Genomic DNA, 2,735 nt, shown 5'->3' with positions numbered 1-2,735 from the left:
CGCGCCGGCGACTGAGGCGAGAACGGTTGAAGGGCGGGTAGGGGACCTCGCCCCGCGCAGCGGCGCGCCCCCGCGGAACCGGACATCGTGGGGGGTGGGGTGGATCAGGGGCGGCGGGGGCCGCCTGATGGGCGGGGTGGCGGACGGGGCCGTTCCGCCGGTTCCGGCCAGGAGGGCGGCCCGGGGGCCTCCCGGGACGGCCTTGGCCGTATCACGCCCTCCCCGCCCCAGCGGCAGCGTGATGGCATGTCCACGCCGAATTCCCGACGAATGGGGACCCCCGACATGCCGTTCCGCAGAATCGCCGTCGGTGCCGCCGTCACCGTGCTCTCGGCCGTCGCCGCCGCACCCGCCCAGGCGCACGCCCCGGCCGACCCCCCGTACATCCCGCCGCCCGGCCGCGTCACCGTCGACGTCGTCGGCGTCAACGGCTCCGGCTGCCCCCAGGGCACCGCCACCGTCGCCGCCGCCTCCGACAACACGGCCTTCACCGTCACCTACAGCAACTACCTCGCCCAGACCGGCGCCGGCTCCGGCGGCACCGACTTCCGCAAGAACTGCCAGCTGGCCCTGCGGATCCACGTCCCCCAGGGATTCACGTACGCCATCGCCCGCGCCGACTACCGCGGCTTCGCCCACCTCCAGCGCGGCGCCTACGGCCAGGAGCGCGCGAACTACTACTTCCAGGGCAACGCCCAGACGGCCCGCACCACCCACCAGTTCAACGGCCCCTTCACCGACAACTGGCAGGCCGCCGACCAGACCGAGTACGCCGACCTCGTCTGGGCCCCCTGCGGCGAGGAGCGCAACCTCAACGTCAACACCGAACTGCGGGTCTACGGCGGCACGTCCAGCCCGCAGGCGCTGAGCTTCATGAGCATGGACTCCACCGACGGCAGCGTCAGCACCGTCTACCACTTCGAGTGGAAGGAATGTCCCGTCCGCTGACGCCGGCCCACGAAGGTCAGGAGTGACAACGATGTCCCGCCTCAGGACCCCCCTGCTCGTCGGCGCCGCGGCCGCCGCGCTGCTCACCGCCTCCACTCCCGCCGTCGCCGGCGGCCCGATCACCGTCCCGCCCGACAAGATCGTGATCGAACTCGCCACCGTCAACGGCTCCGGCTGCCGCGAAGGCACCGCCCAGGTCGCCGTCGCCCCCGACAACACCGCCTTCACCGTCACCTACAGCGACTACATGGCCCAGGTCGGGCCCGGCGCCCCGCCGACCGCCTTCCGCAAGAACTGCCAGCTCAACCTCCGCGTCCACGTGCCGTCCGGCTTCACCTACGCCATCGTGCAGGCCGACTACCGCGGGTTCGCCTTCCTCCAGCCCGGGGCCTCCGGCCAGGAGAGGGCGAACTACTACTTCCAGGGAATGCCGCAGACGTCCCAGCGGACCCACCAGTTCACCGGCCCCCTCAACGACAACTGGCAGACGAGCGACAAGACGGAGTACGCCGACCTCGTCTGGGCCCCGTGCGGCGAGAAGCGCAACTTCAACATCAACACCGAACTGCGCGTGAACGCCGGCACCTCCAGCCCCCAGACCACGAGCTTCATGGCCATGGACTCCACCGACGCCAGCGTCAGCACCCTCTACCACCTCGCCTGGCAGGTCTGCCCGGCCGGCCCGAAGAAGGGCTAGCCGCCGCCCGACCGGGTGCGGACCGCGGACGGCGAAAGGGCTCCGGGCCCGGCCCCCTGGCGAGGGGTCGGGGCCGGAGCCCTTCTCGTGCGCTGCCATATGACTACCCGCTACATCCACTCGCTGAACCGCAGCCGGCCCATCATGTTGTCCAGCGGCAGCGGCAGCGGCAGCGGTCGGCGGCTCGTGACGGATCCGTGTGTTCCACTGCCGGGCCGGGGGAACACATGCCCGATACGACGGTTGCGGGGGTGGCGCATGAAGGACGAACGCTGGATAACGGTCTTTCTGGGGCTGAACGCCGCCGCGTGGGCGGCGGAGCTCTGGATCCTGTGGGATCCGGACCTCCAGGGCGTTCAGGAGGCCATCGGCTGGTGGATGGTCGCCCTCTTCTTCGGCTTCCCCCTGCTGCTCGGCATCCCGCTCGCGGTCCTCTTCAACGCGTCCGCGGCGCCCGGTGACGGCGGCGACTCCGGCCCCCACTGGACGCACGAGGACTACGGCAGCCAGCGCTACGGCTGCGGAGGCTGAGGCGAGGGCCCCGGACGGGCGCCTCCGGAGCGGGCGCCCCCCGGAGCGGGCGGCCGCTGAGCGGCGGCCGCCCGGGCGCGCCGGGTCAGGACAGCTTGCCGCCGTAGTCGGGGAGCTTGACGGTGCGCTCGGCGTGCCCGCCGACCAGGTCGCTCTCGTTGTTCCCGATATTGGCGATGATCGTGTAGCCGCGCGCCTCGATCTCGGCCCGCTTGGCCGTCTTGTACGCGCTGACCTGCTCGAACAGGGCGGGCAGGTCCCGTACGTACAGCCCGCTGACCGGGTAGCCGACCGACTTCAGGTTCCGTTCGGTCATCGAGTACACGATCCCGGGGCGGGCGGGACGAAGAAGATCGCCACGCCGCGCTCGTGGGCGTACTGGGTCAGGGCGCGGACCTTCTCGATGGCGGGCGTCGGGAAGGTCCAGAACCAGTGTAAGTCCGTCTCCAGCGACGAGTTTTTTTTTTTCGAGGACGATCGCGGGCTTCTCGCCGGCCGGCGAGGAGGCGATGCGCCGCTCGATGGCGGGGCGCGCGGCGTCGACGACGGCGGCCACGTC

At 71.4% G+C, this 2,735-nt stretch carries 3 protein-coding genes and 1 pseudogene; 3 read left to right on the top strand and 1 reads right to left on the bottom strand.

The window, feature by feature from the left end:
- Nucleotides 1–285 precede the first annotated feature (285 nt).
- The 3 genes from SSNG_RS09125 (at nt 286) to SSNG_RS09115 (ending at nt 2,176) form a co-directional block, all read left to right on the top strand.
- Nucleotides 286–948, top strand: coding sequence for a DUF4360 domain-containing protein (locus SSNG_RS09125; protein WP_007263529.1), 663 nt, complete (start codon nt 286–288; stop codon nt 946–948).
- 31 nt (nt 949–979) lie between these two features.
- Nucleotides 980–1,645, top strand: a complete 666-nt coding sequence (locus SSNG_RS09120; RefSeq protein WP_007263528.1) for a DUF4360 domain-containing protein — start codon at nt 980–982, stop codon at nt 1,643–1,645.
- 258 nt (nt 1,646–1,903) lie between these two features.
- Entirely contained in the window at nt 1,904–2,176 is a 273-nt protein-coding gene (locus tag SSNG_RS09115; RefSeq protein ID WP_042800779.1) for a hypothetical protein, read from the top strand.
- An 85-nt stretch (nt 2,177–2,261) separates the two neighbouring features.
- Here SSNG_RS09115 and SSNG_RS09110 read toward each other — a convergent pair.
- Nucleotides 2,262–2,735, bottom strand: a pseudogene (locus tag SSNG_RS09110) (HAD family acid phosphatase); the annotation flags it as partial.

The sequence above is a fragment of the Streptomyces sp. C genome, from assembly GCF_000158895.1.
In the GTDB taxonomy this organism is placed as follows: domain Bacteria; phylum Actinomycetota; class Actinomycetes; order Streptomycetales; family Streptomycetaceae; genus Streptomyces; species Streptomyces racemochromogenes.
This window is presented reverse-complemented; position numbering and strand designations above follow the sequence as displayed.

Bases quoted from the DNA above. Each gene is read 5' to 3' on its own strand.
- SSNG_RS09115 (WP_042800779.1), top strand. From the start codon at position 1,904: ATGAAGGACGAACGCTGGATAACGGTCTTTCTGGGGCTGAACGCCGCC.
- SSNG_RS09125 (WP_007263529.1), top strand. From the start codon at position 286: ATGCCGTTCCGCAGAATCGCCGTCGGTGCCGCCGTCACCGTGCTCTCG.
- SSNG_RS09120 (WP_007263528.1), top strand. From the start codon at position 980: ATGTCCCGCCTCAGGACCCCCCTGCTCGTCGGCGCCGCGGCCGCCGCG.